The 22,608-nt window shown below is 48.8% G+C and carries 27 protein-coding genes and 1 riboswitch; of the genes, 2 read left to right on the plus strand and 25 right to left on the minus strand.

The features are described 5' to 3' along the window. Positions 1 to 24 precede the first annotated feature (24 nt). Entirely contained in the window at positions 25 to 789 is a 765-nt protein-coding gene (locus N7U64_RS05330) for a TIGR01457 family HAD-type hydrolase (protein WP_012371191.1), read from the minus strand. 6 nt (positions 790 to 795) lie between these two features. After that, on the minus strand, positions 796 to 1,239 hold the full coding sequence (locus N7U64_RS05335) for a DUF86 domain-containing protein (RefSeq protein WP_012371192.1): 444 nt from the start codon (positions 1,237 to 1,239) through the stop codon (positions 796 to 798). Between the two features lie 154 nt (positions 1,240 to 1,393). Here N7U64_RS05335 and glpX point away from each other — a divergent pair, with 154 nt between their 5' ends. Further along, positions 1,394 to 2,374 carry a class II fructose-bisphosphatase gene (gene glpX / locus N7U64_RS05340; protein WP_012371193.1) on the plus strand — a complete coding sequence of 327 codons (981 nt, stop codon included), beginning with the start codon at positions 1,394 to 1,396 and terminating at the stop codon, positions 2,372 to 2,374. Positions 2,375 to 2,410: 36 nt separating this feature from the next. Beyond that, positions 2,411 to 2,686 (plus strand): DUF3055 domain-containing protein, encoded by a 276-nt coding sequence (locus tag N7U64_RS05345; RefSeq protein WP_114595168.1) that lies wholly within the window; start codon positions 2,411 to 2,413, stop codon positions 2,684 to 2,686. A 46-nt stretch (positions 2,687 to 2,732) separates the two neighbouring features. Here the strand turns inward: N7U64_RS05345 and N7U64_RS05350 are convergent, their stop codons facing one another. The 23 genes from N7U64_RS05350 to N7U64_RS05460 all read right to left on the minus strand — a co-directional run bounded on the left by N7U64_RS05350 (position 2,733) and on the right by N7U64_RS05460 (position 22,538). Next, positions 2,733 to 3,185, minus strand: coding sequence for a general stress protein (locus tag N7U64_RS05350; protein ID WP_318091044.1), 453 nt, complete (start codon positions 3,183 to 3,185; stop codon positions 2,733 to 2,735). Positions 3,186 to 3,269: 84 nt separating this feature from the next. After that, positions 3,270 to 3,650, minus strand: coding sequence for a YutD family protein (locus N7U64_RS05355; protein WP_114595166.1), 381 nt, complete (start codon positions 3,648 to 3,650; stop codon positions 3,270 to 3,272). A 104-nt stretch (positions 3,651 to 3,754) separates the two neighbouring features. Next, positions 3,755 to 4,654, minus strand: a complete 900-nt coding sequence (gene lipA, locus N7U64_RS05360) for a lipoyl synthase (protein WP_318928810.1) — start codon at positions 4,652 to 4,654, stop codon at positions 3,755 to 3,757. Positions 4,655 to 4,717: 63 nt separating this feature from the next. Further along, entirely contained in the window at positions 4,718 to 6,013 is a 1,296-nt protein-coding gene (locus N7U64_RS05365) for a bifunctional UDP-sugar hydrolase/5'-nucleotidase (RefSeq protein ID WP_318928811.1), read from the minus strand. A gap of 20 nt (positions 6,014 to 6,033) precedes the next feature. Continuing rightward, entirely contained in the window at positions 6,034 to 6,879 is an 846-nt protein-coding gene (locus N7U64_RS05370) for a DUF72 domain-containing protein (protein ID WP_012371199.1), read from the minus strand. Positions 6,880 to 7,062: 183 nt separating this feature from the next. Next, entirely contained in the window at positions 7,063 to 7,629 is a 567-nt protein-coding gene (locus tag N7U64_RS05375; protein WP_318928812.1) for a dihydrofolate reductase family protein, read from the minus strand. An 85-nt stretch (positions 7,630 to 7,714) separates the two neighbouring features. Continuing rightward, positions 7,715 to 9,112, minus strand: a complete 1,398-nt coding sequence (gene sufB, locus N7U64_RS05380; RefSeq protein WP_012371200.1) for a Fe-S cluster assembly protein SufB — start codon at positions 9,110 to 9,112, stop codon at positions 7,715 to 7,717. A 32-nt stretch (positions 9,113 to 9,144) separates the two neighbouring features. Then, positions 9,145 to 9,579 (minus strand): Fe-S cluster assembly sulfur transfer protein SufU, encoded by a 435-nt coding sequence (gene sufU / locus N7U64_RS05385; RefSeq protein ID WP_012371201.1) that lies wholly within the window; start codon positions 9,577 to 9,579, stop codon positions 9,145 to 9,147. Further along, positions 9,569 to 10,792, minus strand: coding sequence for a cysteine desulfurase (locus tag N7U64_RS05390; RefSeq protein ID WP_012371202.1), 1,224 nt, complete (start codon positions 10,790 to 10,792; stop codon positions 9,569 to 9,571). Before N7U64_RS05390 ends, sufU begins: the two co-directional genes overlap by 11 nt. A gap of 1 nt (position 10,793) precedes the next feature. Then, complete coding sequence (sufD, locus tag N7U64_RS05395) at positions 10,794 to 12,071, minus strand: Fe-S cluster assembly protein SufD (RefSeq protein WP_114595162.1); 1,278 nt, start codon at positions 12,069 to 12,071, stop codon at positions 10,794 to 10,796. Positions 12,072 to 12,089: 18 nt separating this feature from the next. Continuing rightward, positions 12,090 to 12,875 carry a Fe-S cluster assembly ATPase SufC gene (gene sufC / locus N7U64_RS05400; RefSeq protein ID WP_012371204.1) on the minus strand — a complete coding sequence of 262 codons (786 nt, stop codon included), beginning with the start codon at positions 12,873 to 12,875 and terminating at the stop codon, positions 12,090 to 12,092. 156 nt (positions 12,876 to 13,031) lie between these two features. Further along, positions 13,032 to 14,258 (minus strand): MDR family MFS transporter, encoded by a 1,227-nt coding sequence (locus N7U64_RS05405; RefSeq protein ID WP_012371205.1) that lies wholly within the window; start codon positions 14,256 to 14,258, stop codon positions 13,032 to 13,034. Positions 14,259 to 14,331: 73 nt separating this feature from the next. Then, positions 14,332 to 15,165, minus strand: coding sequence for a MetQ/NlpA family ABC transporter substrate-binding protein (locus N7U64_RS05410; RefSeq protein ID WP_012371206.1), 834 nt, complete (start codon positions 15,163 to 15,165; stop codon positions 14,332 to 14,334). Between the two features lie 34 nt (positions 15,166 to 15,199). Continuing rightward, the gene (locus tag N7U64_RS05415; protein WP_114595160.1) at positions 15,200 to 15,865 is read right to left on the minus strand and encodes a methionine ABC transporter permease; all 666 of its coding nucleotides are present in this window, start codon (positions 15,863 to 15,865) and stop codon (positions 15,200 to 15,202) included. Further along, positions 15,862 to 16,884 (minus strand): methionine ABC transporter ATP-binding protein, encoded by a 1,023-nt coding sequence (locus N7U64_RS05420; protein WP_114595159.1) that lies wholly within the window; start codon positions 16,882 to 16,884, stop codon positions 15,862 to 15,864. The genes N7U64_RS05415 and N7U64_RS05420 overlap by 4 nt, the downstream gene beginning before the upstream one ends. An 80-nt stretch (positions 16,885 to 16,964) precedes the next feature. Further along, positions 16,965 to 17,070: riboswitch (SAM riboswitch) on the minus strand. 59 nt (positions 17,071 to 17,129) lie between these two features. Further along, on the minus strand, positions 17,130 to 18,296 hold the full coding sequence (locus N7U64_RS05425) for a bifunctional cystathionine gamma-lyase/homocysteine desulfhydrase (RefSeq protein WP_214766173.1): 1,167 nt from the start codon (positions 18,294 to 18,296) through the stop codon (positions 17,130 to 17,132). Beyond that, the gene (locus N7U64_RS05430; protein WP_012371210.1) at positions 18,289 to 19,212 is read right to left on the minus strand and encodes a PLP-dependent cysteine synthase family protein; all 924 of its coding nucleotides are present in this window, start codon (positions 19,210 to 19,212) and stop codon (positions 18,289 to 18,291) included. Before N7U64_RS05430 ends, N7U64_RS05425 begins: the two co-directional genes overlap by 8 nt. Continuing rightward, positions 19,209 to 19,673, minus strand: coding sequence for an S-ribosylhomocysteine lyase (locus tag N7U64_RS05435; RefSeq protein ID WP_114595157.1), 465 nt, complete (start codon positions 19,671 to 19,673; stop codon positions 19,209 to 19,211). Before N7U64_RS05435 ends, N7U64_RS05430 begins: the two co-directional genes overlap by 4 nt. A 3-nt stretch (positions 19,674 to 19,676) precedes the next feature. Then, on the minus strand, positions 19,677 to 20,315 hold the full coding sequence (locus N7U64_RS05440) for a class I SAM-dependent methyltransferase (protein WP_290827502.1): 639 nt from the start codon (positions 20,313 to 20,315) through the stop codon (positions 19,677 to 19,679). Positions 20,316 to 20,864: 549 nt separating this feature from the next. Further along, a complete protein-coding gene (locus N7U64_RS05445) occupies positions 20,865 to 21,143 on the minus strand; it encodes a thioredoxin family protein (RefSeq protein ID WP_318928814.1) in 279 nt (92 codons plus the stop codon). A gap of 101 nt (positions 21,144 to 21,244) precedes the next feature. Further along, a complete protein-coding gene (gene gcvH / locus N7U64_RS05450) occupies positions 21,245 to 21,628 on the minus strand; it encodes a glycine cleavage system protein GcvH (protein WP_131502162.1) in 384 nt (127 codons plus the stop codon). A gap of 64 nt (positions 21,629 to 21,692) precedes the next feature. Next, entirely contained in the window at positions 21,693 to 22,046 is a 354-nt protein-coding gene (locus tag N7U64_RS05455; RefSeq protein ID WP_012371216.1) for an arsenate reductase family protein, read from the minus strand. A gap of 36 nt (positions 22,047 to 22,082) precedes the next feature. Further along, positions 22,083 to 22,538, minus strand: coding sequence for a DinB family protein (locus tag N7U64_RS05460; RefSeq protein WP_290827507.1), 456 nt, complete (start codon positions 22,536 to 22,538; stop codon positions 22,083 to 22,085). Positions 22,539 to 22,608 lie beyond the last annotated feature (70 nt).

Genomic DNA, 22,608 nt, shown 5'->3' on the forward strand with positions numbered 1-22,608 from the left:
ATCCGTCAATGGGGATTTTTTTGTTTAAAGAATCCATTCTGCCAACGTATCGACCATGTACGTCGGTTGAGCATCCTGCCCTTGAATGAAGACCGGTGTATGAACGCCGGAATTGACATGCATCGTCCGGATTCCGCCGTTGATCCCGAATAAAATGTCGGTATGGTAATTATCCCCGACCATGATGAGATCTTCTTTCGCAAGACCGATCATCTCAGCCGCAATATTGACCATGACCGGCTCCGGTTTTCCGATATAAAACGGTTCTTTTTCCGTCGTCACGCGTAACACCGATGTCAACGCCCCGTTCCCCGGTAAGAAGCCGCGCTCTGTCGGAATCGCGATATCTCCATTCGTCGAGATAAAACGAGCGCCGGCCCGAATCGCGAGGGCTCCGATCGCTAACTTCTCATACGTGATCTGACGGTCAAGACCAATCACGACATAATCGGCATGCTCATCCGCAACGACTTGTAAACCTTGACGCTCAAGAGCATCAATCAATCCGCCTTCTCCGATGGCATAGACTTTCGCACCCGGATCGAGTTCTGCGATGTAGCGACCTGTCGCCATCGCACTGGTTAAGACATGTTCCGCGTTCGAGTGAACACCCATGCCGCGTAATTTCTCAGCGACGGCTTCTGCCGTCATCGAAGCATTATTCGTAACGAACAGATACGGTACATCTTCTTCCTGCAACCGGTTGACGAAATCAACCGCTTCTTTGACGGGTTCTGTCCCGTTATACATCGTACCGTCTAAATCAAATAAATAGCCTTTTGCCTTCATGCTGACTCACTCCTCATTTGGTAAAAATGCCGAGACGGGTCCGAGTTCTGTCTCTAGATAATGTCGGACCGCGTCCGGGAAACGACGTAATTGTGTTTCTTCCTCAAACAAAACGTTGCGGATTTCCGCTGTACTTGATGTCGTAAATTCACGGACGATTTGTGTCCGGAGTGCCACGATGCGCTTCAAACTCGTCGCAAGTGACGCGTCGATGACCCGCTCATCTTCTAAAATCATGACGATATCTTCATAACTTCCCGGATCACGCATGATGAAACCATCAATCATACTGTTTCCGATGTCGATGATGCTTTCAATCACTAAAAATCCAATCCGTTCCCACGCCAGTGAAACCGTCAAAGCATCCCCCGTTAACTCTTTACTTTGACGCAATGCCGTTTCCAAACAAACCACGGTTTGTTCAATCTTTTCACGATTCACAAAATACATCTTCCATTCCCCCTCACACCCTTCATTTTAGCTCTATCGGCGAAACATGAAAAGCAGAAAGGCTGTTTGCATCACATTGCGCAATGTGTTATCCTCAATTTAGATTTTTACGAAAATAGTATGTCACATTAGGTGACTTGGAGGTTATTCATAGATGGAACGCGAATTAGCACTAGAAATCGTCCGAGCAACAGAAGCAGCTGCACTGGCATCCGCCAAATGGATTGGCCGAGGGAAGAAAAACGAAGCCGATGATGCGGCAACAACAGCCATGCGCGAAGTCTTGAACACCGTCAACATGGCAGGAACAGTCGTCATCGGTGAAGGGGAACTCGACGAAGCACCGATGTTATTCATCGGCGAAAAAGTTGGTACGACAAGCGGTCCTATCGTCGATATCGCCGTCGATCCGCTCGAAGGAACGAACATCGTGGCAAAAGGTCTCGGCAATGCCATGGTCGTCATCGCAGTCGCTGACCAGGGGGCATTGTTACACGCGCCGGATATGTATATGGATAAACTGACAGTCGGACCAAACTTAAAAGGACATGTCTCACTTGACGATCCGCTTGAAGTCATCATTCAAAAAGCAGCGGAACTGAATCAGAAACGGATCGAGGACGTTACGGTCATCATGCAGGACCGTCCGCGCCATGATCACTTCCGGGAAGCGGCGATGCGTGTCGGCGCACGTGTCCGTCTATTTGAAGACGGCGATGTGTCAGCCGGAATCGCTCCGCTTTCACCATCGACAGGAATCGATATCTTTATCGGAACCGGCGGCGCACCGGAAGGCGTCATTACGGCAGCTGCCGTCAAGGCGATGGGTGGCGATATGCAGGCGCGTCTGCACCCGATGAATGAGGAAGAGACAGCACGCGTCATCCGGATGGGGCTTGCGGATCCTTTGCAATTGTTGACGCTTGATGACCTGATCAAAAGTGACGACTGCATCTTCGCAGCAACAGGCGTGACGACAGGTGAGATGCTCGACGGCGTCCGTTTCCTGACGGATGATATCGTCGAGACGACATCGCTCGTCATGCGGTCTAAAACACGGACGATCCGGAAAGTCATCGCTGAACACAGCCTGTCACGTAAACCGTACTTGCAAAAGGTTCCCCAAACCCTTTAATCTAAGCAGAGATGAAGGAAATGAGGGAACTGACAGATGATGCAAGAACGCGATTTTTTATATGATGACGTCGAACAGACAAAAACCCGATTCGTTTGCTGGATTGGTGAGACGAGCCGGTTTGATTTAGCAATCACCCATTCCGAACATTTTTTCGGAAAGATTTTAGTGTTGAATCTCTTATCCAACCGGTTTGCCATCATCGGTCCGGATGACTTTGACGAGCCCGGTTATATCGCTCATGCCTTTGATCTCGAGGATGAAGCGGCGGATGAACTTGAAGGATATTTACGCGATTACATCGGATTATAAGCAAAAAAAACAGCCAATTCCCTTAAGGGAGTTGGCTGTTTTACTGTTACAGTAACCGGTCGTTACGCTCGTTGAGTGTGTTTGGACCGCTGAAGACGTTCGTATTGTCGGATTCATCATGGGCTTTACGTTCCGAATGTTGATCCGCTTCATCGCCGACGAGTAAGACGAATTGTCCCTCTTCCGCTGCTTTATTGGCACGGTTGACATCATCTTTCGTTAATCCACTCGCTTCGAGGACATCGCTGTGTGAAGAAGATCCATTGCTGTCTTTTTTAAAGATTCCTTTGATCTCCTGCCACAGATTCATATGTTCTTCCTGCGACAGACGTGTTGATGTTTGATGATTGTTCAAATCGGCCAATTCCTCGATCTGTTCCAGATCATATCGATCATGGGCAACGACTTTCAAATCTGTTGATACAACACCTGCGACACGTAAATCATGAACAGCACTGACAACTTCTGGTACAGACTTGTAAATCCCGACGATTCTCATGGATAGTTCCCCCTATAGGTACGTGATACTATATTATTAGCCGAAATCACCCAATCAGAAACGTCTTTTCAGATGTCATTTTGATTACTGTTCTTCTTTTGTCTCTTCTTTCGCTGCCGAAAACTTCCGTTTCAGTTTTAACGTATTCGCCGAAGATCCGTCGAAGCGAGGTGGTGCTTCTTCTCCTTCTACGAATTCCATCCGTTTGACGATAAAATAGGCACAGCCGAAATTGCAGTACTCGTACAAATAATCCGCCACGTGGGAGATTTTTGTATCAAAGGTTGCTTTTTCGTGATTGTCCTCATAAAAACCGCGGAGCCGCAACTGTCCGTGCCCCCAGTCTCCGACGATATAATCATATTTCTCGAGGACATCACTGAAACGTCCGATGAACGCTTCTTCGTTGAATCCCTCTCGTTTTTCTTCCACGATTTCATATCTTTCACGATTGACTTGTATCATTTTTCCACCCCCTGCTTCCTTTATCTTACCATAATCATACTTGAAAACGAATCGTCAGACAGCAGAAAACCGTCCTCGCACGTAGCGTGGACGGTCTGTCGGTATCAATCAATCGGTAAAGCGGCCTTATTTTTTTTCGCCGCGTTGACCTGTTCGTCAGCGTGATACGACGAACGGACAAGCGGACCGGCTTCACAATGTGAAAAGCCTTTTCCGAGCGCAATCTGCTTGAGTTCGGCAAACTCTTGTGGTGTGTAGTACTTCATGACATCCAAGTGTTTTTTCGTTGGTTGCAGGTATTGCCCGATCGTCATGATATCGACGTCATTGGCACGAAGATCGTCCATCGTTTGCAGGATTTCTTCCCATGTCTCCCCAAGACCCAACATCAGACTTGATTTCGTCGGAATTTCAGGAGCCAGTTCTTTTGAACGGCGCAGGAATTCGAGTGTTCGGTCGTATGTCGCTTTCGCCCGGACGGTTGGTGTCAGACGGCGAACCGTCTCGATGTTATGGTTCATGATGTCCGGCTTGGCTTCAATCAGCGTCTGCAACGCCTCGAAGTTCCCACCCATGTCGGACGGTAAGACTTCAATCGATGTTTCCGGGTTCATGCGGCGGACTTCCCGTACCGTCTCTGCATATACCCCTGCCCCGAAATCATTTAAATCATCACGTGCAACCGCTGTAATGACGGCATGCTTCAGATTCATCAGACGAACGGATTCCGCTACGCGTTTCGGTTCTTCTAAGTCAAGTTCATTTGGACGTCCTGTCGTCACGGCACAAAAACGGCAGGCCCGTGTACAAATGCTTCCAAGAATCATGAATGTCGCCGTCCGGCGAACCGCCCAACACTCGTGAATGTTCGGACATTTTGCTTCCTCACATACCGTGTGAAGCTTTTTTTCACGCATCATACTTTTGAGTTCTGTGTAAGTCTCATTCGTGTTCAGCTTGATCTTCAGCCATTCTGGTTTACGTTGTATCTCTCTGCGTCCCATGAATCGGTTTCCCCCTTTATCCGTAAAAAACTGACCTGATTTCTGTTACAGTATAACAAATATTCAGTGTTTGCGGATGGGTAATTCACCAAATTCTGACTTCTCCGATAGGCGATCAAAGAGCAGATCCCGTAACAATTCCGGCATGAAATATTCTTTCGGCATTTCTTTGATTTCCGGAAATAAAGGACCAAATGTAAACATATCCGGGAGGACCACGGTGTAATGTTTTGCATCATCCAGATGTTGACGGTTTCCGGCATAATGCATCTTGCCCATCAGTTTCCCCCGGAAACCGAGTCCGCGGACTTTTAGCTGTTCAAAGCGGTTCGTATCGACTTCGGCAATGAATTGTTTTAATTCACTTCCGGTCATCGTCACCTTACACGGATTAATCGGATGAGGACAAAGCCGGTGTAAATCGTAAGACGAAACCGGTCCAGGGGACAATGAACCGAGGAGCATGCCGGCCGGCACACAAGCGAGGTCCGCCTGACACCAGTCCCGCATCGTGTCAGCGAGCAGCTGCGTGAACGGCGATGGATTAAACCAGTCATTCGCTAGACCTGATGTCCGGCCAATCGGTTGTTTCATCTGACGTTCCGCCAAGTACTGCTCCTTATCGAGCAGAACGGCTGTTGCTTCGTCCGCCGAATAGGACTCGAGCGGATGGAGAACCGCTTCTTTTTCGCCCGTATCTGTATTTAAATAAATCTCACCCGCATACTGTCCGTGTTTCCCCGCCTGGGCAATCAGTACACCATTCCGGACAACACCGTCATCGAGAACATGATGCGTATGCGATCCGATGATCAAGTCCAGTTCCGGGAACCGTTCCGCCAAGTCTTCATCCTGATAAAAACCAAGATGACTCAGACAGATCAGCACATCGACCTGATCTCGCAACGCTTCGATTTCGCGGGCCGCTGCTTCGAACGGATTTTCAATCGACCAGCCGAGTAAATCATATAATTCATAATACGGCGCCGTCAGTCCAAAAATACCGACTTTCCCAGTCGGTAATTCCTGAATCATCCCGGCTTTGGCGAATGGAGCCGACAAGTTCGAGACAAGCACCGGGAACGTTGCATCGCTGTATAGTTCCGCCAGCCAGTCATGCGGAAACGTAATCCCCTCATTGTTTCCGATCGTGACAGCCGTCGGCGATAATTCGTTTAAGAGATGGGTGTTAATTTTTCCTTGCGTCGCTTCCGTTGCTGGTGCAACCCGGTCGGCATGGTCTCCCAAGTCAAAGACAAGGGAGTCATATGTCCGGTGTTCTTTCATAAACGACATATAGCGAGGCCACATATCAAAGTGTGAATGCAGATCGTTATAATGAATGACGTGTAACTTCACGCTTAAGCCTCCTCCAGGTATTAAAACAGTGAAATTTGCCGGGGCGCGAGCGATTCATAATCGAGACCTAAAATCTCGATGAGACGTTTCGCATTCGGTACGGCATCCCCTGCCGAGTTGTTATTAAAGAAAACATACACGTCTTTTGCCTGTTCGGCAAGTGAACGGATATGTAGGGCCAACTCTTGTAATTCTTCTTCGGAATAACGGTATAGACACCGGACCTTCCGCCAGTCCTCGCTGCTTTGTCCGGGCTTCTTCAGCCATCCGGCGACGTTTCGGCCGTGCAGACGCACAAATGCCGTCTCCTGTGTGACGACCGGGACGAAGGGCACCGATCCGTCTTCCGTCTGCGGCTCATCACAAATCGTATGAATAAACTGATGCTCGGCTAAGAACCGGAGCGTTCGTTCCTGATAGGCGTCCGAATACCAGGACGGATTCCGAAATTCGATTGCGACAGGGAGGCCGGCAAGCGACTTCCGGATCGTCTGAAGATATTCAAGGTGTACTTTGCTGACATCGAACCACGGTGGCAGTTGGACGAGAATCGCGGCAATCTTGCCACTTTGCCGCATCGGCTCGATCGAAGCGAGATACTGTTCAAAGATCGGACCGAGTGGATCCTTGTTTTCCCGATCATGACCGCTCATCGCCCGGTGTACCTTGACGATGAACCGGAAATCATCCGGTGTTTCCGAAACCCACTTCTGATAGTTGCGTTCCGGCTGAATCGCATAATACGTTGAATCGACTTCGACTGCCGGAAAGTGTCCCGCATAAGCAGCGAGCTTCTCTTTCCGATCCTGTGGTGTCGGATAGAGGCTGTCATGATCGCCCCAACCGGTCACGCCGACATAAATCATCCTGCTCCCTCCGTTCCGTTTTCTCTGCTTATTGTTCATCATAGCATAGCGGAATCGTGAATTTCTTCTTCAAGACTCTTCTCGGAAAACACGTGTGTTCTCCATATAAAAAACAAGCAATTCCTTCCTACTCCTTGAAAAATAAGGAGAAAAAGGCTGCTTGTTTCATGGATTCATTAATGATCATAAAGAGTCGGTTCGAATCCGTTCATACGTCAAGGCGATGCAACCGGAAGCAAAGGTCTGTTGATCTACAAGCTGTAAGGACAACGATTGCTCAAACAGCGGAAACATTCGTTTCCCTCCACCGAGTAAGACGGGATAGATGACGACATGATAACAGTCCACCAAATCCAAACGGATGGCTTCCGCGGCAAGGGTCGCCCCGCCGATCGCAATCTGTTTACCCGGTGCCTGCTTTAATGCCGCGAGTTCCTCGGCAAGCGGCCGGGTCGCAAGACGGGCATTGCCCTCGACGGCCGTCAACGTTTGCGAGAAGACGACTTTTTCAAGGGCCTGCCATGTTTTCGCATACTCGATGATGATCGGTTCATCTTCCTGATCGGCTGTTTCCCAGTAGTGCATCATCTCATACAGACGACGGCCGTACACATGGGTATCAAATGCTTTTTCATAATCATTGAAGTACTGATGCAGTTCCGCATCCGGTGACGCAAAGGCGATGCTGCCCGATGCATCCTCGATGTAGCCGTCGAGCGAGACTTGAAAAGAATAGACGATATCACGCATGATGAATCCCTCCTTTTTCAATCTTTTACCCGCTTTTGCCTGTGTACAAAAAACTCTCTCATCCAGAGATGAGAGAGCAGAAACATTATCCGATTGAACCTTCCATCTCGAACTTGATGAGACGGTTCATTTCGACCGCATATTCCATCGGCAATTCTTTTGTGAACGGCTCGATGAAGCCCATGACGATCATTTCAGTTGCTTCTTCTTGTGAAATCCCGCGGCTCATCAGGTAGAACAATTGCTCTTCCGAGACCTTCGATACTTTCGCTTCGTGTTCAAGCGAAATGTTGTCGTTGAGAATTTCGTTGTACGGAATCGTATCTGATGTCGACTGGTTGTCCATGATCAACGTGTCACATTCGATGTTCGAACGTGCGCCGGTTGCTTTACGGCCAAAGTGGACAATCCCACGGTACGTGACTTTACCACCGTGTTTCGAAATCGATTTTGAGACGATCGTGGACGACGTGTTTGGTGCGAGGTGAATCATTTTCGCGCCTGCGTCCTGGTGTTGTCCTTTACCAGCGATGGCGATTGATAATGTCATACCGCGTGAGCCTTCCCCTTTAAGGATGACGGCAGGGTATTTCATCGTCAATTTCGAACCGATGTTACCATCGACCCATTCCATCGTTGCGCCGGCTTCACAGATCGCACGTTTCGTAACGAGGTTGTAGACGTTGTTTGCCCAGTTTTGGATTGTCGTGTAACGGCAATACGCGTTTTTGTTGATGAAGATCTCAACGACCGCCGAGTGAAGCGAGTTCGTTGTGTAGACAGGTGCTGTACATCCTTCGACGTAGTGAACCGATGCTTCTTCGTCAACGATGATCAACGTCCGCTCGAATTGACCCATGTTTTCCGAGTTGATCCGGAAGTAGGCTTGAAGCGGCGTATCCATCTTGACGCCTTTTGGTACATAGATGAACGATCCACCTGACCAAACCGCTGTATTGAGGGCAGCGAATTTGTTGTCTGTCGGCGGGATCAATTTACCGAAGTACTCACGGAATAAATCTTCGTTTTCTTTCAGTGCTGTATCTGTATCTTTGAAGACGATCCCTTGATCTTCCAGTTCGCTCTTCATGTTGTGATAAACGACTTCTGATTCGTACTGTGCCGAAACACCTGCAAGGTATTTTTGCTCAGCTTCCGGGATTCCGAGTTTATCAAACGTACGTTTGATTTCTTCCGGTACTTCATCCCAAGATTTTTCAGCACGTTCTGACGGCTTAACGTAGTACGTGATGTCATCAAAACGGAGATCTGATAAATCGCCGCCCCATGCTGGCATCGATTGTTCGTTGAAAATCTTAAGCGATTTCAGACGGAAATCAAGCATCCATTGCGGTTCTTCCTTCATTTTAGAAATCGTCTCGACGACTTCTGTCGTCAAACCGCGTCCTGAACGGAAGATCGAGATATCGCGATCGTGGAAACCATATTTATAATCGCCAATTTCAGGCATGTTCTTAGCCATGTTCGTTTCCTCCTCTTACTTACTGACCGAAGTTACTTCCCTTCTTCGACGCCGCGTTCGAGCGCCTTCCAGGCAAGTGTCGCACACTTGATTCGCGCCGGGAATTTTGTCACACCAGACAGTGCTTCGGCATCCCCGAGATCAAATTTTTCATCGTCGTAGTCTTTTCCTTGAACCATCTCGGAAAAGACGTTGGCGAGTTGTAATGCTTCTTCGACTGTTTTTCCTTTGACAGCCTGTGTCATCATCGACGCAGACGCCATACTGATCGAACATCCTTCACCGTCGAACTTCGCATCTTTGACGATATCGTCCTCGATTGCGAGTTGCAGACGGATTGTGTCGCCACATGTCGGATTGTTCATATCGATTGTCACACCACCGTCAATCGCACCACGATTGCGGGGCGTTTTATAGTGGTCCATGATCACTTGACGGTACAAGTGATCGAGATTGTTAAAATCCATGACTGAAATACTCCTTCGTTTGGCGAAGTCCTGTCACTAATGCATCTACTTCTTCCTTTGTATTATACAGGTAGAAGCTGGCTCGTGCCGTAGAACTGGCTCCAAGCCAGCGCATCAGCGGTTGCGCGCAATGGTGACCGGCACGGACGGCGATTCCTTGCATATCGAGAACCGTCGCCACATCATGCGCGTGGACATCACCGAGATTAAAGGTGACGAGACCAACACGTTCTTCCGGACCGTAAATCGTCAGTCCTTCGATGTCACGCATTTGTGCCATCGCGTACTGCGCGAGCTCACGTTCGTGGGCTTCGATGTTACTGAGTCCGACTTGTTCCAAGAAATCAATCGCTGCCGATAAGCCGACTGCGCCTGCAATGATCGGCGTCCCTGCTTCGAACCGGTACGGAGAAGGTTTGAACGTCGACTCTTCGAGTCCGACGTAATCAATCATCTCGCCGCCGAATTCAACCGGCTCCATCGCATTGAGCAATGCTTTTTTACCGTACAGAACACCAATGCCGGTCGGTCCGCACATCTTGTGAGCCGAAAACGCGAGGAAATCACAATCGAGATCCGTCACGTCAATCTGCTGATGCGGCGCACTTTGCGCAGCATCAACGACCATAACGGCACCGGCAGCATGCGCAAGTTGCGTGACTTCTTTAATCGGGTTGATCGTTCCAAGGACGTTCGAAACGTGGGCCATTGCCACAATCTTCGTCCGATCCGAAATTTGTTCTTTGACTGCTTCGATCGTTACACGACCGTCTGCCGTCAAGTCGACATATTTCAGTTTCGCTTTTTTCTTTTTTGCAACCTGTTGCCACGGAATGAGATTCGCATGGTGTTCGAGGTACGTGACGACAATCTCGTCCCCTTCTTCCACATGCTCCATTCCGTAACTCGAGGCGACGATGTTGATCGCTGTCGTCGTCCCGCGGGTAAAGATAATCTCTTCATGGTGTTGCGCCTTGATGAAACGACGTACGTTCTCACGCGCACCTTCGTACGCATCCGTCGCTCGTGTTCCGAGCGTATGGACGCCACGGTGCACATTCGAATGAACCGTCTTGTAGTAGTTCTCAATCGCCTCAATGACGACGAGCGGCTTTTGTGACGAAGCCGCACTATCTAAATAGACGAGTTTCCGGTCATTCACCTGTTGGTCAAGAATCGGAAACTGATTGCGGATGGATGCATCGATTCCCATATTAGTTTACTTTCCCTTCGATCACTTGCACGAGGCGTTCTTTGACAGAGTCAATCGCGAGTTCCGAAACAACCGGTTGTAAGAAACCGTGAACGACGAGGCGTTCTGCTTCTTTGCGTGAAAGACCACGGCTCATCAAGTAGTAGAGTTGAAGTTCATCGACACGACCGACAGATGCCGCGTGTCCTGCCATGACATCATCTTCGTCAATCAAGAGGATCGGGTTTGCGTCTCCCCGTGCCTTTTCAGACAACATGAGAACACGTTCCGTTTGGACACCATTTGATTTTGAAGCGCCATGATGAATCATGGATGTTCCGTTAAAAATCGATGTCGCTGAATCTTTCTGAACACCGTGAATCAAGATGAAACCTTCCGAACCTTTACCGAAATGGTCTGTCCGAACGTTGAAGTTTTGTTTTTGCTCGCCACGACCAACCGTTACGGCTTTCGTGTCCGAGAACGAATCGTTACCGACAAGGTGTGTTTTCGTTTCCGTGATCGTGTGTCCGTCATTCATGTGACCGAGTGCCCATTCGAGCTTCGCGCCTTGTTTGACGACACCGCGACGGTTCATATACGTCACAGCACCTTTCGCAAGCGTATCGACGCCTCCGAAAAGAACTTTCGCATTGTCTTCGACGAAGACTTCTGTCACGACGTTGACGTTATGTGCTTCTTCGCCGTAAGAGACGAAGTTTTCGATATACGTCAGTTCACTGTCAGCATCTGCGATGATGATTGCATGGTGGTACAACGCACCGCCTGTTTGTTCCAGCGTATAAATCGCCTGCATCGGAACAGTCAACTTCAAGCCTTTTGGTACATACAGGAATGTACCGCCGTTCATGAGTGCTGCGTTGAGTGCTGCGAGACGATCTTCGTTGACGTTGACGCCTTCTGTCATGAAGTATTTCTCGACGAGCTCCGGATGGTGCTTCATTGCGTCTTCAAGCGTCGTGAAGATGACGCCGTTCGTCGCTTCGCTGTTTTGCGCGTGGACGAGTTGTCCGTTACGCGTGATCAGCATATGGTCACGGTTTTCACCGATCAACGATTCGATATCCGGTGTCAAACCAGTTACCGTTTCGAGATCTGCTGTACCTTCTGTGAAGTTCCAGCCACCGATTTTAATTTTTTCTACTTTTGGCAATGCGAGCGTCGGGGCAAGATCAAGTGCATCTTGACGCTTGGTAATCATCCAAGCCGGTTCCCCTAAGCGAGTCGCACGTTCTGCCACTGCCTCGCGATTTACGGCAAGATTCAGTTCTACAGTCATCATGCTTCCTCCCTCGTCTTACGCTTTTGTTTCGATTTCGACTTCTTCGATGCCGAGTTCTTTTTTAACCCAGTCATAACCTTCTGCTTCGAGACGGTGAGCAAGTTCTTTACCACCAGACATGACGATTTTTCCGCCCATCATGATATGGATGAAATCAGGCTCGATATAGTTCAAGAGACGTTGATAGTGCGTGATGATCAAGCAGCCGAATTCAGGTGAACGCATTTCGTTCACACCTTTTGCGACAACTTTAAGCGCATCGATATCAAGACCTGAATCGATTTCGTCAAGGATGGCGATCGCTGGTTTCAGCATCGTCATTTGGAGAATTTCATTCCGTTTCTTCTCTCCGCCCGAGAAACCTTCGTTGAGGTAACGGTGTGCCATTTCGCCCGGCATTTCGAGAAGACCCATTTGCGCGTCGAGTTGACGGATGAATTTCATGAGTGAGATTTCATCGCCTTCTTCGCGGCGTGAGTTGATTGCTGAACGCAGGAAGTCTGAGTTCGTCACACCACTGATTTCGCTTGGGTATTGCATTGCAAGGAACATACCTGCTTGCGCACGTTCGTTGACTTCCATTTCGAGGACGTCTTCGCCGTCGAGTGTGACTGATCCTGATGTCACTTCATACGTCGGGTGACCCATCAATGCAGATGCGAGTGTTGATTTACCAGTCCCGTTTGGTCCCATGACCGCGTGGATTTCGCCGCCTTTGATTTCTAAGTTGACGCCTTTCAAGATTTCTTTGCCGTCGATTGCAACGTGTAAATCTTCAATCTTTAAGTGTGAAGCCTTCATGTAGAATCCCTCCATCTATTCATTTCGTGTCTGACGATTCAGTTCACGAGAGTTACTAATTTAGTATCATTCTAATCTTAATGAATCATACCACATTATTCAAGCGTCATCGCTCATGGTTTTTTCTCAAAACCGAGCCTTTTAGTGAGAATGACTTCAAAGTGAGACGACTTCCTTCTCTTCTTCCGGTTTCGTTTGTCGATGAACTCGCTGTGACAGTAAGAGCAGTGGTATTCCGAGAACTGTCAAGAGGGCTAAAATACCGAAAATCGGCAACGGACGTTCCGGTCCAAAATAAAGTAACAATTGTCCGCCGATGACCGGTCCGACCGATTGACCAATCGACGTCAAGCCCATCGCACCGAAATAACTTCCCCGTAATTCCGGTGTCGCAAAGCTGTCCGTCAAAATGTCCGTCATCGTAAACATCATCACTTCCCCGCATGTGAAGATGAACATCGCACCGATCATCAGCCAGACCGTGCCGGCCGTTCCCATGACGAATAATCCGACGGCAACGGTCGCAATCCCGACCGTGATCGAGACGAGCGGTGACGTCTTGACACCGAACTTCATGATCGGGTACTGGACGACGAGGACGGTGATCGCGTTAATCGTAATCAATAAGGCGAACAGACTCGTTCCCCCGGACAATAAGGTCGTCGTCGTCAAAAACTGAGGCAACGTCGAGTTGAACTGACTGTATCCGAAGACACCAAAGATGATACCGGCGAGCGCAAACGTAAAGGCGACATCGGTTTTCAGCAACCGGACCGTCGCTCCGAACGACACCTTTTTCCCGCCGTGGCTTTCCGTAATCGGATGACGTCGGAACAGGATGAAAATCGCGACGCCGTAGCCGAAGTAAACGAACGCCGTAATATAGAAGGTAATCGACGTATTGCCCGCACTGAGTAGTAAGGCAATCCCCGGTCCGATCGCCGCTGCGATATTGATGCACGTATAACGGATATTAAAGACGAACAACCGGTTTTCTTCCTCCGTCGTATCACTGATCAATGCCCGGGCAGATGGTTCGAAGATGGACCGGAAAATGCCGTTTAAGGCACTCAGGATGAAGAATGCCCAAAAGGTCTCGACTTGAGCCAGTCCGATGAAGACAAGCACAAAACCGAACGTTCCGCTAAGCATCATCGTTCGGCGGCCGTAGCGGTCGGATAATGTCCCGCCGACGAAACTCATGACGAGACTCGCGATGGCTGAAATACTGAGAATCCAGCCGACGTCGACCGGACTGAATTTCAGGACGACCGATAAGTAAATCGCAAAAAACGGCATGGTGATGAAAGTCCCGAGCCGGGCAAAAAACGTCCCGAGCAAAACACCGACCGTCAATGGATGAAGCTGTTTCAAACGTTGCATGAAAATCCCCCTTTCGCACAAAAAAATAATGCATCCTTCCATTATATAGGAAGAATGCATTGAAGGAAGCAACTTATTTGCTGACCGGTACGACCGCACCTTTGTATTCTTTTGTAATCCAGTCCTGGTTCTTTTTCTCGTGGAGAATATCGAGCAATGTCGTGACGCGTTTGTCTTTTTCATCGCCATCACGTGTGACGATGATGTTGACGTATGGTGAAGACTCGTCTTCCAGGGCAATCGTATCTTTCAACGGGTTCAACCCGTTGTCAATCGCATAGTTCGTGTTGATGAGGACCGCGTCGCCTTCGTTGTTTTTGTAAGCTTGCGGTAAGAGTGACGCTTCGATGTTTGTTTTGAACTTGATGTTTTTCGGGTTTTCTGCGATGTCTTTGAGCTGTGCATCGGTTGTTTTACCGTCTTTCAACTTGATCAGCCCTTCGTTTTGAAGGAACGTCAAGACACGTCCGCGTTCAGCGACGTTTGAGCTCGTTAAGATCGTTGCACCTTTTGGCAGTTCATCCAAAGACTTGTATTTTTTAGAGTAGACACCGAGCGGTTCGACGTGAACGCCGCCGGCACTCGCGAATTTATAGTCTTTGTTTTCTTTTTCCTGTTGCTCCAGGTACGGCACGTGTTGGAAATAGTTCGCATCGATTTCTTTTTCAGCAAGTGCTTTGTTCGGCAGGACGTAATCCTGGAACTTTTTGATTTCGAGTTTATAGCCTTTTGCTTCATATTCTTTTTGGACGTGCTCGAGAATTTCAGCATGGGGAACGTTTGACGCTCCGATGACGAGTGTTTTTGAATCGCTGCTGCCTGATGAAGATTCTTCTCCACATGCTGCAAGACTGACTGCTAAGACCGATACGGCTGCTGTGCCTACGAATTTTTTCCAAAGTTTCATGAATGATTCCTCCCAAGGTTAAATAAAATAGGTGTTACCGTTTATCGATGGCTTTGACAAGCAGGTCACCGATAATTTGAATGATGAAGACGATGACAAGAATCAACAGTGTCGCGATGACCGTGATGTTATTTTGTGAACGCTGGAATCCTTCGATGAAGGCCATGTCCCCCAGTCCACCACCACCGGCTAACCCGGCCATTGCCGTGTAACCGACGAGTGCGACAAGCGTAACGGTGATTCCTGAGACGATTGCCGGCAAGGCTTCCGGAATCAGGACTTTATAGATGATTTGAAACTTCGTTGCTCCCATCGATTCAGCCGCCTCAATGACACCCTTATCGACTTCACGAAGTGCCAGTTCGACCATCCGACCGTAAAACGGTGCTGCACCGAGAATTAACGCAGGTAATGCAGCCGTTGGTCCTAAGAATGATCCGACGATGATTTTCGTGATCGGGATCAACAGAATCAATAGAATGATAAACGGGATCGAGCGGAAGATATTGACTAAAAAGCTGAGCACGGAATATAGTGTCCGGTTTTTAAACAACAATTCTTCGTTCGTCGCATATAACAACAGACCAATTGCCAATCCAAGGACAAACGTTGCGAGCCCTGCAACGGCCGTCATATAAACGGTGCTGCCGGTTGCTTCCCAGACCATATCCCAATCCACATCTGCAAAAAATGTACTCATCGGTGATCCACCTCCACTTCAACGTCACTCGCTTGAAGTTTGGCGATGACCGCTTGTGCTTCCTCTTCCGAACCGAGCAACTGAATGAACAGCGTTCCGAGTGCTCCGTCCTGCGTCTGTCCGACGTTTCCGCCGATGATATTGAATAATAAGTTCGAATCTTTCATGACTTCGGCAAGGATCGGACTTTCCGCCGTCGAACCGACAAACGTCAGCTGGACGATTTTCCCGGTCGGATAGCGCTCGCGTAATTTCGCAAACGTCAATTCGTTTTCAGACGGTGACGTCAATTGTTTGACGAACTCTTTTGTCATCGCCTGTTTCGGGTGACGGAATACTTCAGCAACCGGTCCCTGTTCGACGATTTTCCCGGCTTCCATGACGGCGACCCGGTGACAGATTTTTTGAATGACATGCATCTCGTGTGTGATCAAGACGATGGTCAGTTTTAATTTTTTGTTGATGTCGACCAACAACTCGAGGATCGAGTCGGTCGTTTTCGGATCCAGCGCACTTGTCGCTTCGTCACAGAGTAAGACGTCCGGATTGGATGCCAGTGCCCGGGCAATCCCGACCCGTTGTTTTTGTCCACCTGACAGTTGCGACGGATACGCGCCTTCACGTCCGTCGAGTCCGACGAGCTGAATCAGTTCGGCAACCCGTTCTTTACGACGGGCTTTCGGATAACCGCCGAGCTCAAGCGGGAACATGATGTTTTCTTCGACTGTCCGTGACCAAAGCAGATTAAAGTGTTGGAACACCATCGAGACGTTTTTACGGACGCCCCGTAATTCTTTTGGTTTGAGCGTCGTCATTTCGACACCATCGATTTGAATCGAGCCGCTCGTCGGTGCCTCAAGCATGTTCAGCAAACGAATCAGTGTTGATTTCCCTGCCCCTGAATAACCGATTATTCCAAAAATTTCACCGCGCTCGATTGACAAGTCGACATTGACGACGGCTTCAACCGATCCGCGCTTCGAGCGATAAATCTTTCCTACATCCTGTAAGCGAATCAATACGGTCCCTCCTAAACATAAAAAAAGTGCGCACGTTTTAGAGCAAACGCGCGCACTTTTTCAGTACACAAAACCATTTGCTCTCATCTTGCAGACAATCGTCTGCTGGAATTAGCACCACTTCGGAATAAATTCCGCGGTTGCCGGGTTTCATCGGGCCAGTCCCTCCACCACTCTCGATAAGAGTTATCGGTATTTAGTTATTTTTAATATAATCTGAATATTAGCAGGGGTTATTTTGCTTGTCAAACAGTTTTTTCTGAAACCGGTTGAAGCAGACTGAAAGCACGTGCCAAATCTTCTTTCAAGTCTTCCGCGTCCTCAAGACCGACCGAGATCCGAACGAGACCATCCGTAATTCCGAGTTCTGCGCGACGCTCTGCCGGAATCGACGCATGCGTCATCCGTGCCGGAACGGAAATCAAACTCTCGACCGCTCCAAGACTTTCAGCCAATGTGAAGAAATGTGTCGCTTCGACGAGTTTCTCCGCATTTTCTGCTGAACCGACATCAAAACTGATCATTCCGCCGAAACCGGTCGCCTGTTTCTGTTGTGTCGCGTGACCCGGATGTGATGCCAGTCCCGGATAGAAGATGTTTGAAACGACGTCCTGTTCCTGTAAGAACTGAACGAGATCGTGTGATGTTTCTTCGATTGCATCCATCCGGATACCAAGCGTCCGTAATCCACGGACGAGCAGGAAGCTGTCCTGCGGTCCAAGAATACCGCCGGTCGAGTTCTGGATGAAGTGAAGATCTTCTCCGAGCTCGTCGCTGTTGACGACGACAAGTCCGGCGACGACGTCCGAATGACCGCCGATGTATTTTGTCGCGCTGTGCAGCACGATATCTGCGCCGAGTGCGAGTGGTTGTTGCAAGTAAGGTGTCGCGAATGTGTTATCGACGACGAGTTTCAAGTTGTTGCGTTTCGCGATCTCAGCAACTGCTGCGATATCTGTCACTTTCAACAACGGGTTCGTCGGTGTTTCGACATACAGCATCTTCGTGTTGTCTTGCACCGCAGCTTCCGTCGCCGCGAGATCCGTCGTATCGACGAACGTCACTTGGATGTTGAACTTCGGTAAGACACGCTGCATCAAACGGAATGTCCCGCCGTAGACGTCATCGGTCATGACGATGTGGTCACCTGATTCGAGCAGGTTAAAGACAGCGTGAATCGCTGCCATCCCTGATCCGAAGGCAAAACCGCGTGCACCGCCTTCAAGATCGGCAATCAGACGTTCGATGCTCGTCCGTGTCGGGTTCGCTGTCCGGGAATACTCATATCCTTCTTTTAACTGACCGATTTTTTCCTGTTTGTATGTGCTTGTTTGATAAATCGGGGGTGTAACGGCACCTGTTGCTCGATCGACGCCTGTTCCTCCATGAATCAATGCTGTCTTTTTACGCATGTGTCTCGTCCACCTTTTCAAAGATTTGTTGGCTTAAATACCGTTCGGCACTGTCCGCGAAGACGGTGACGATGGTACTGCCTGGAAAACGATGTGCCAGATCAAGTGCTGCCACGAGTGCCGCGCCGGCCGAACTGCCGACGAGCAATCCTTCACGGGCCGCTAGCTCATGGACTTTCGTAAAAGCGTCATGATCGGAAATCGTATGAATTTCATCCACTAAGTCACGGGAAACGAGACTTGGCCATTTGGCCGTCCCGATGCCTTCCGTCTTATGCGGTCCGGCTGGTCCCCCGTTGAGGACTGAGCCTTCCGGTTCAACGATTGCACCTTTTGTCCCGAGACGTTCTTTTAAATACGCCGCTGTTCCGGCAAACGTTCCACCTGATCCACATCCCGCAACGAACCAATCAATCTGATCCAGCTCCGCCATCAGCTCAGGACCAAGTGTCCGCTGATACGTAACCGGATTTTCTTCGTTTTCGAATTGAAGCGGAACATAGCTGTTTGGAATCGTTTGTCCGAGTTCTTTGGCTTTATCGATCGCACCTTGCATATCGAGCTCAGTCGGTGTGTTGACGACAGTCGCGCCGAGTGCCCGCATCAACGTCTGTTTCTCCTGGCTGAATTTTTCCGGAACGACACAGATGACTTGAAGGTCATATTTTTTAGCGGCGAGCGCCAAACCGATGCCGGTGTTGCCGGCAGTCGGTTCGATGATCGTTCCGCCTCGTGTCACATATCCTTGTTCGATCGCGGCATCAACGAGTTGAATGCCCAGGCGGTCTTTGACGCTGCCCCCAGGGTTCATCCATTCGAGCTTCGCCAAAATCCGCGTACCAGCAGGCAAATCGAATGAAGTAATCTCGTAGAGCGGCGTATTTCCGACGAGGTCGCGGACTGATTTCGCGATCATCCGAAGACGATGTCCCATTCATCACGACCGGCAAGCATTTTCTCGGCATAGTGCTTCGCTCCTTTAAGGTCGTGGGCGCTTGCGAATCCGCATTGGACTTCGTTTTGCGCTGGAATTTCTTCTGCTGCTAAGACGTCTTTTAATGTTTTCTCAACGAGTTCGCTCATTTTTTCGACCGAATCGAAGTTCATCATCGCCATGTAGAAACCTGTTTGGCATCCCATCGGCGATACATCGATGACGTCATCCGAGTAGTTGCGGATGTTTTCAGCGAGTAAGTGCTCGAGTGTGTGCATCGCACGCATCGGCATTTGTTCCACGTTCGGTTGTGTGAAGCGGATGTCGTATTTGACGACTTGATCGACTTTACCGTCTTTGTAACCGGCGACGCGGATATATGGTGCTTTGACTTTCGTATGATCCAGGTTAAAGCTTTCTACGTTCATTTTTTTGAGTGTCATGATTTATTCCCCCATTTTCTCGGCTTCTACGAGCCAGACGAAGTGATTATATTGTGTAAATGAAACATCAAAACCGCGCGATGCAAAAATCTGTTCCATGACCGGAATCAATGGATAAAACTCACGTTCCAAATCTTCTGCGAGTCCGTTAAATCCTTGGGCTTTCGCTTCAGCAATCGTCTGCAAACGCGCTTCTTCCGACACGAACATCGTATCGGCGTAAACGATTTTTCCGTCGTGTGGTAAAATCGCAGCCATCAAATCAACGGCTTCTCCCTTTTCCTCATCCGTCAGATGATGAAACGCATAGGTCGAAACAAAACTTTTCGCATCATCTGCCGTAAACGACAGGAAGTGTCCGTCCTGCACCGGAAGTTCCGGAATCTTATTGATGAGGATATCCCGCATCTCCGGACTCGGTTCGACGGCAAGAACCTCTTCGTGCCGATCGAGCAGCCGTTGCGTCAGGTTACCGGTTCCGGCACCGAACTCAACGACCGGCGAGACAGCTTTCGTTGCAACTGTATCTAATATTTCTTCATAACGACGAAAGACTTCTTTGTACTCCGGATCATGCCCCGTTACTGTGTCGTCGTATGTTGACGCCCACTCTGTAAAAACATCCATAAAACGTACTGTCATGCCTGTTCGTCCTCCGTATCTCTCTTTTAATTCCGACTAATCGGATATGAATTAAAGTAATTTACCTTAATCGCATTGTAGCAGGGAGATTTCCGAATGGCAAGGCGACTGCTTTAAATTTTTTGGAAAACAAAAAAAAGGCGCTGCCGGAGAACCGGCAACACGAATAATGTGGTTAGAAATGCCACGAAGGAAAACCCAGCTCTGACACGAACTTCTTCGTTCGTCGTATCAGAGGACGGCGCCTTTTCGACATATCAGTTGAATTGGACTCCCATGACAGATCTCCTGCTCGAATCCCGAATTGTTTCCTTGCGCCGCTTCGTCTTTGGGGGACGACTTAAGGGGAGACAACCAAACAATGGAGGATTTTTTTGAACGGTTCTGGAATGAAAAGCATCAGCCAACTCATATCTCTGCCAGACTTCCTATAAAAGCATTTCTAGAAGTTGATATGAATATACCATTCATAATTTAGCATTGTCAATCAATTATTGTAAATATTCCGACAATTTAGCGTAAAGAGAAATCCCGGATCGATTTCTCTTCTTATTCAGCGCAAAACGCAAAGACATTTTGAACCGATTGAAACGCATAAAGCCTTGATACGACTTGATCTCCTTCGATTTTTAACAAGGCCGGCACACTCATGACCTGCGCTTGCTCTAAAAATTCCGGAATGAAGTTTCCGTTTGCCTGCATGATCCATTCTTCGTCTTTTGTCGCTTCGACGATCGCGAGCATCCTGCTTGCAATGGCGCATGTCCCACACATCGGTGCATAGACATACAAAAAGCCGTTTTCCGGGACTTGTGTCACTTCTTTCATCCGTTCCATTCCCCCTCTGTCTTGTCTTATCTTGTGCCAGTATACAGAAAAAAAGACGACGAGGAAACGATTGCGTTTCCTTGCCGCCTTTTCGGTAAGTATTACTCGTTGATCATCGATTTGTAAGCAGCTGCATCCATCAACGCTTCTACTTGCGCTTCATCTTCGATCTCGATATCGACCATCCATGCACCTTCGAATGGTGATTCGTTGACGAGTTCCGGGGAATCAGACAGTGACTCATTGATAGCAACGACTTTCCCTGAAATCGGTGCGTACAATTCAGATACCGTTTTGACCGATTCAACTGAACCAAACGGCTCGTTGGCAGAAATCGTATCGCCGACTTCCGGTAATTCCACGAAGACGATATCGCCAAGTTCGTGTTGCGCGAAATCCGTAATCCCGATTCGTGCCTTGTTTCCTGTTACTTCGACCCATTCATGTTCTTCCGAATAACGTAGATTGTCTTTGACTTGACTCATTTGCGATTCCCCCTGTGATCTATAGTGGACTAACGCATTCAGTATACCAAATGAACTAGCCTTCTTAATACCATTTTCCTTGATAGAGTTCTTCTTTAAAGCCGATGGTCACGTCTTGTCCGTCCGTAACGATCGGACGCTTGAGCAACATGCCGTCACTTGCGAGCAATTCGTATTGCTCCTGTTCGGAAAGTTCCGGCAAACGGTCCTTGATTCCTTGCGACCGGTACGACTGGCCACTCGTGTTAAAAAACTTCTTCAGCGGTTCGCCGCTCTTTTGATGCAGTTCCCGAATTGTTTCGGCACTCGGTGTCTCGTCGACGATATGCTTGTAGTCGACTTCGACCCCGTTCGTTTCCAGTGCTTTTTTTGCTTTGACACACGTACTGCATTTTGGATAACCGTACATTGTTACCATTTTCTCATCACCTCTGACTTCAGATTAGCAGATGCATCAGTTGCGTTTCAAGCGCGCCAATGCCGCATCGATTTGATCTTGATGGTGGTGGTCATGAGCGATGAAGGATTCGACGAACGCTTTCGGCTGAAAGGTCCCTTCATACGTCCGCTCATATTGTTCGTCCGTCAGCCGGTCGAGGAGTGTGACCAGTTCCCGGCGGACACCGATGGCTTTTTTCAATAAGGCGAGAGCATCGATATGATGGGCATATTCGACCGCCAGGCGGTTGAACTCATCATAGTCGGTTTGAACAAGCGTCAATCGTTCATCCGGTAACTTTGAGACGGCATGATCGAGATAATACCGGTCCCACAGAAACAGATGACTGACACATTCCTGAACGGTCCATTTATCGACGGCAAGCGGTAATTCCCATTCTTCCCCGGAAAGCCGTTCGAGTGATTTGTAGTAGTCGATGGCAAACTGGAGTTCTGTCAATTCTTGTCGCATGTTTGCTCCCTCCTTCAAAGAAAAAATTCGCCCTTACAGAGATTTTCCCTGCAAAGGCGAATCAGTAAAC

The sequence above is a fragment of the Exiguobacterium sp. K1 genome, assembly GCF_033721435.1.
Classification (GTDB): domain Bacteria; phylum Bacillota; class Bacilli; order Exiguobacteriales; family Exiguobacteriaceae; genus Exiguobacterium_A; species Exiguobacterium_A artemiae.